Annotated in this window: 7 protein-coding genes; all 7 read right to left on the reverse strand. The window is 35.5% G+C overall.

What is annotated here, in order from left to right:
* A partial coding sequence (locus tag BGC07_RS19040; RefSeq protein WP_139121858.1) for a DotU family type IV/VI secretion system protein occupies positions 1 to 541 on the reverse strand: 541 nt, incomplete at its 3' end.
* 11 nt (positions 542 to 552) lie between these two features.
* Positions 553 to 981 carry a type VI secretion system lipoprotein IglE gene (gene iglE / locus BGC07_RS19045; RefSeq protein WP_069314633.1) on the reverse strand — a complete coding sequence of 143 codons (429 nt, stop codon included), beginning with the start codon at positions 979 to 981 and terminating at the stop codon, positions 553 to 555.
* Positions 962 to 1,741, reverse strand: a complete 780-nt coding sequence (locus BGC07_RS19050; protein WP_235603498.1) for a hypothetical protein — start codon at positions 1,739 to 1,741, stop codon at positions 962 to 964. The genes iglE and BGC07_RS19050 overlap by 20 nt, the downstream gene beginning before the upstream one ends.
* Positions 1,716 to 2,303, reverse strand: coding sequence for a hypothetical protein (locus BGC07_RS22845; RefSeq protein WP_235603499.1), 588 nt, complete (start codon positions 2,301 to 2,303; stop codon positions 1,716 to 1,718). Before BGC07_RS22845 ends, BGC07_RS19050 begins: the two co-directional genes overlap by 26 nt.
* Positions 2,269 to 3,090 carry a hypothetical protein gene (locus BGC07_RS22850; RefSeq protein ID WP_235603500.1) on the reverse strand — a complete coding sequence of 274 codons (822 nt, stop codon included), beginning with the start codon at positions 3,088 to 3,090 and terminating at the stop codon, positions 2,269 to 2,271. The genes BGC07_RS22845 and BGC07_RS22850 overlap by 35 nt, the downstream gene beginning before the upstream one ends.
* Complete coding sequence (locus BGC07_RS19060; protein ID WP_069314634.1) at positions 3,087 to 6,023, reverse strand: hypothetical protein; 2,937 nt, start codon at positions 6,021 to 6,023, stop codon at positions 3,087 to 3,089. Before BGC07_RS19060 ends, BGC07_RS22850 begins: the two co-directional genes overlap by 4 nt.
* A gap of 2 nt (positions 6,024 to 6,025) precedes the next feature.
* Positions 6,026 to 6,547, reverse strand: a 522-nt coding sequence (locus tag BGC07_RS20995) for a hypothetical protein (protein ID WP_158007033.1), incomplete at its 5' end; no start/stop codon positions are given.

The following is a 6,547-nucleotide window of genomic DNA, read 5'->3' on the forward strand; positions in this document are numbered from 1 at the left end:
TATAAAACCACTTTTTTTTATTTATTTTTTTATAAGCTGAATTTTGTTCATTAAAAAGAAGTGTTTTATCTGCATCTAATTTCAAACGCTGATCACACTTCGCTTCTAGTTGAATTAAATAATCTCTTGCCATATTATTATTATAATTTATCATCTCACCCATGAAGCCGTCTTTTAAAATAAAGTAGTAAATTTGATAAACAATTTTAGGATAGTACTTATTATCAACGATATGGTTAAGGGCCTTATAAAAATAGTTCCCTCCCGTATCCACATCAAACATTTCCCGCTGTACAAGCTCCCAGCGCTCCCCTTCAACGCTGTCGACTTTTAGGTTGATATATTCATCGACATACACCGTCAAGGCAAAAGTGATTAAGTAGGCAATATCCCCACCGTAATTTTTTCCTAAGAATAAATTAATTGACTTGATCTTATCAATAACTGTCTTTCTGTAATCTTCTTGCTTTACTTTACTCTGTTTATATTTTTTGACCATTACTAAAAAGCAAGACACTCGAAATATTGCAGATTCCATCATTCAGCCCTCTGTTATTGGTCCATTATTACCCGATCATTTTTAACCTCAAGGGTCACTTTTTTTATCCCAGGCTTAACTCGCACCTTCCATTGACGGCTTTCATTATTAAATAAGAAGTAAAGCGAGGTTGATTTTTTAAGATCCAGCGGATAACTAAAGCTGTAACTTGATTCATATTGAGGAGTAATAAAATAACGTTTATAGCGGCTGCTATTAAACTGGCTATAAAGGCTATAATAGCTATTACTGACATAATTTTTGTCATCATCTTGTGCAACCAACATATAAAAATTATTACCATTATTAGTAAATTTATTGGTCTTCACCTTAATCGTTAACTCGGTATCTCCACCCAAACCAAGCATCGAGCAACCTGTTAATATAAATATCAAAGTAATTATAAATAAACGGCTACTTACTTTAATCAATAACTTTCTCATACACCTTCACTCGTCGATAATCTAGTTTAGATCGTGACAATATTTTTGCCTTAATAGATTGACCATAATGATTTGCAGATGAAAATACACTATAGGCAATCACTTGATGATTAATAAAACTCTCCCTATAAGCAGAAAGTATCCGCTCAAGGCAATGTAACTTAGACTGGCAAACACTCACATCAGCATAAATATTGATCTCGATGCGCTTCACTGAGTATTCTGCAAAGCGTCCAAGCGTTAAATAACCTGATAATTGATCTTCGGCTAATCGAAATATTTTTTTTGGTGAAGATTGTCTCACCGATTTTGAAAATACTTCAAAATACAAACCAGAAAACGCCAATGCAAATAATGTACGCATCATCGCCAAACTATGACAATTAACTGTTTCAATACTTGGCAATAATATACTCTTAGCAAGCATTGCTTCAATTCCTGAATGCTCTTGCAAAATAACATCAAGCTCAAAGTTTAATAGTTGATCGGCAACACTTTGAATAAATATGCTTTCTTCATTACGGTCATCATACAAAATACAATCAATTGACCGCTCATCAAATTTTGATTGTACCATTAACAAACCATCATTGACCTTGATCCTCGCAGATTGCCCATTCACAGCAACAGCATCAATATAATGCTTGGGTGAATGCCGACCGATTTTCGAACTAAAGTAGATATCATCATAAGCGACACCTTGGCTAATCAAGGTGTTTACAAGGACCTCTAAATTACTTGAGTACTTTATAAACGACACGATAGTTCAACATATTAGTAAAGTTATAATTAATAAAACGCTGCAAGACCTTACACAAATAAACAAAGAGATACTCATCATTCATCTCACTAACAAGTACATGCAAACAAATCAAAAAAGTATCAGAAATACGAGTAGTTTCTGTGTGGATAATGCGCTTTCTTAATGGAAAAATAAAACTTTCTTTGTCAACTAACAAGTCAAAAAATAACTGAATAGAACTTAAATCAGCAATATTACCAAAATTAATATCCATCAGGCGCTCAACCAACACTTGCCGATCATCATAATTCATATATTTAGCCGTACAAGTACTCAAAGATAAGAAAGTCGCCTTCTCATCAACATCAACAACCTGGTCAATATCACTTTGCACAAGCTCAGTGTGACACAAGCACTCAATATCGAGCCAGTCTACTTGCTGGCTCTGTGCATAATGAAACTCAATAGTGGGCTTTGAGAAACTTTCATAATGAAGGGTATAACTCATTGCAGCTGAGTCATGAAACAAATAACGAGGGTAAATATCAGTGGTTTGGCTTTTTATATGCGTCAGTTTCAAAAAAATTGCTACGTTGCTGACTAAACAGGATAGGATAATAATCTGCATCATTTAAATAAATCCGGCTTGCTGGCAGCTGATGAAGCCCTAGCAAGGTTAAGGCATTAAATTGTAGATGGTGAATGACATCGCCAATGCGCTCATAGGAATTTAGTTCAATATAAAAATCAATCGAGTGTGCTTTATAAGGAGTTGCAACACTCACTAATAGATCAAAAAAGCAAAAGTGCTGAGGGTTATGGGTCATTTGACGGAGTATTTGATTGCGACACATTAAACTATCGATATTTTGATAGTCAATATGGGACTTAAACTCGAGATCGTGATTAAGAATTGCTTGCGAGCCACAGACATTACCCTTTAAAAAACTCAAAGCAATCACATTCTCCATCGCCTCGGTATGATGCAAATAAAAGCGAAAACGAGATTCGGCATTAACAACAATTTCCTCATTAAACTCCAATGAAATCATCATCTTTTCGTTGTTAAATGAGTAGTGCACCGATTTTATATCATACAATGACGCACCAAAAAGATTCATCACTTCATAGGCTTCATCATTTCCTGAAGCAATCAGTGCCTGGTTTTTATTCACTCGATAAGTTGACTCACCATCCAGCTGGTTCAGTGCCACCAAGGATGAAGCAGGTAAGGTGCAAAATAAGCTATGATATAAATCGATTAGCCTGTTTTTTTTCAACCGCGCGGTATACTGATGAAACTGCTGGTAAATTTTATCAATATTAAATGCAATCTCCCGTTTCAAGCTCTTACTGCTTGTCATCATGATGCAAACTCCAAGCCTGTCAGTTGATAAGCAATTTTGACCTTCGACTGCTTGTCCTGCCATTGATAACGATGGTTATCCTCCTGAGCTGAGGCAAGTAAAGCAAATAAACATAACGGTGCATGACTGTTTGATATGTTCACAGAATTGCCCATCGAGGTTTGATAGCCTACTGTACAGCTTTGATCCTTCCACCACTGATACTGAATTGGCTGGTTTACTCCGGCAACGTTCACCCCGATAACAGTCTGGTCACCGACTTTTAAAAAGCTCATATTAACAAAATCTTTGTCGGCAAGCTGACCATTCATCATCATCTCGGGTGAAACTGTTAACTGTAGCGCTTTAGGCTGGCCACTTTGATCCCAAAATTGACCCGCAATGTTATTGATGCGATTAATATCAGCAAGTTGTACCGATGAAAGCAAAGCTTGGTTCACCACAGACCGGTTATTGATCCAACCATTGGGAGTATACACTAAGAAGGGTTTTAACCATTGATTAAACACTTGCCAAAAATAACCGCTTTTTGGGTTAATATTTCGATCAAGGATATCCGTATTCACTATTTTGTGAGACTCTAAGCTAAATGGATAATACTGATCAATCTTCCTAATCGAGGGTAGCAATTGATTTTGCCAAACCTGCTGAATATTACGTTTTACCCCAACCAAGCCAACGGCCACAATCTGGTTAAATACACCGGCAAAGCTATTACGGATCACCGGATTGACACTCTCCGGCAACCAGTTTTTCACCTTATTAAGTGTGCTGCCTTCACTATTGCCATAATAGTCATACACTAATTTCACTAAACGCTGGTTTTGTGATGAAGAATCTGTCTGATAGCCACCGTAAATATTATTATAAATACTGCTTAAATACATCACAAAATCACTCGTATCATAGTTGTCATACAACGTGTTTAAAAACGAAAACTTATCATTGATCGCTTTAAACGGCGCTTCTTTAAATCGAGTATTTTCATTAATCTGTTTTAGCCCTTTATAAATGAGCGAATAAGAAGAAATAATATTGCCTAAATACAGTTTTAGCCCTTCTGAATTAGCAATATCTGCAGAAAAAAGAATGTGAGCAAAATTGTAGTAACTTTGAATATAGCTTTGGATATAATTTTCAGTTGACTTAGCGATCAGTTGATTTAGCTCTGATAAGTCAACTATTTTCTCCAATTTTTTTTGAAGTTTCTGATAAATTTCAAGCCCAGGCATAATCACACTCCTCGCATAAGCCTGAGTATAAAGGCCACTCACTTTAGCCTGCTGACCAGAAAAAGGGTTGTTGATAATGATACCTTGACCACTATAACTAGAGTTCATTACACTCGCCGAATGCTGACTATAATAGTCAGCAACATCATTGATCAGCGCCTTTAAAGCGACAAGCTTTATATTATTGTTCTTATAATACACAGGCGTTGAAATATAGCGTTCACTCACCTCGTTAATCTTCTTGATTAAGTTAAAAAAATCCATTTTCTTATCAAATTCTTTGACCTTAATATTCATGACAGCAGCCAATTGATTAAACGCTTGTCGGTTTACTAGAGACATTTGTTTATCCTGCTGGATTGCACTTACGATTTGTTCAGAAAGATAAAGCCTAATCTTCGCCTGGCTACTTAAAAATGTTTTCACTGTAATTTGTGGATTAGATAAAATCTGATCAACTATGCTGATATCAACATTATTTAGAGCATTCTTAAAGTAGTACGACTTATAAGAGGCATATGGGCTACTTTGAATATAAGTTAATAGACTCTCTCGATTCATCGATAAAATATCAGCGATTAAATCAATATGCTTTTCAATATAGTCTGCCGTAGCTGGGTTACCATTGGCCAAATACACCTGATAATACAGTGCTCCCAATGAGTTATTCATATTACTCGCAATCTTAGCAATCAAGTGCTGGTGCACACGCTCAACAATATCTTTTTTAAGCTGGTTCACAAATAGACGGTCTGGATAAATAGCCGTATATAGTGGTTTTTCAACTCGATTCTTTTTTGTCTCGACAAGCAATTGCTCTTTATAGCTCACCGCACCTGTCGTTAATAGAAAAAAACCACTAAAAATAAGTAAATAGGAAAGTAATGGAAAGCGATGGCGTACATGGGTTTGATCCATGACCGAACTTAACGACAACGCGTGACGAACCTTATAGACATTCACCTTCTTAATCTGAGACTCTACTTTTGTATGATAACAACAAATTGTTCCCACCACATCAACATAATGGGTATATTTATCTGTACTCATCAGCATCAATGCCTGATTCAAACTAATATCGAACATACTAGCAAACTCAGTAGCATCACTATAAACACGGCGTTGGCAGCTTAAATCAATGATTTCTTCTGAAATAAGTTGGGAAAGCTTAGTCACAACAACAAAACCTATGCCTTTAACCCAATCAACTAGCTCTAACATATTTTTTCGAAAAGCTAAACTTTCCCCTTCATTCAGTTCTGCCAACTCAGAGCTCAGTACAACCGTAGGATTAATCTTGCTTTTTTGCCGTGCCAAAAAGACCTTTAAGATTTTTAAACGCTTCACCGGTGCGACAGCCAATTCACCAATCACCAAATTGATAAAAACGGTATGGCCAATCACATTGAGTAGTTCTTTTTTATACACTAAGTCTTCAGATTGATAGGCAAGTTTTGAAATCAAAATATACGGCCGTGTTAAGTCTTTTTTCAGCACAAAAAAATTATAAACCCTCAATCTAAATAAACGAATAGAGTAATAATTACATATATAAATATCAAAGAAGTCTTTAATATAGATCAAGTATTTTTTTAATTTTAGCTTTTTAAAAATGACAATAAGAACAACAATAACAGCCAAGGCAATGAGAATTGTTTGAATAGTGAGTAACTTATTAATTGAAGGCAAATATTTTTCCATAATCAACCCTCCTCCCCACTGCTGCTATAGACAAGAGACATTCCGCCATCTGTCAATTTAATAGATTGCTTAATCGAACTATTCGCATTTGTCAGTTCTAATTGATTTTTTTCATCTTTATTACTTAGTTTCATATAACTTGAACGATCATTTCCCATATTAATCAAATTAGTTTGCTCATCTTGCTTAATTAAAGAAGAGTCAACTGAAAATAATGCAGCACTCTCAATTAAGGCAGACTCCATATAAAAAGCTAAATTAACCGTTGCCTGATTAGCATAAGGGTAAAAAAACTGATCGTAAGGAATCGCCAACTGCGACGCGCTAATCACTAAAGGCTTGTTATTTTCATCAACACAATAAGGAAGTTCAACTTGATAATCAAGTCGCCCCTGTTTTAAGGCATTATCAAAATCATCGATATTATACTCATATTTATCTTTCGCTTCTTTTTCTTTGATCACCCCTTGACCATAAATAGGATAATCAATAACCGCTGTATTAGGGTACTCGACTTTAGTTGC

Origin of the sequence: Piscirickettsia litoralis (assembly GCF_001720395.1) — a bacterium.
Classification (GTDB): domain Bacteria; phylum Pseudomonadota; class Gammaproteobacteria; order Piscirickettsiales; family Piscirickettsiaceae; genus Piscirickettsia; species Piscirickettsia litoralis.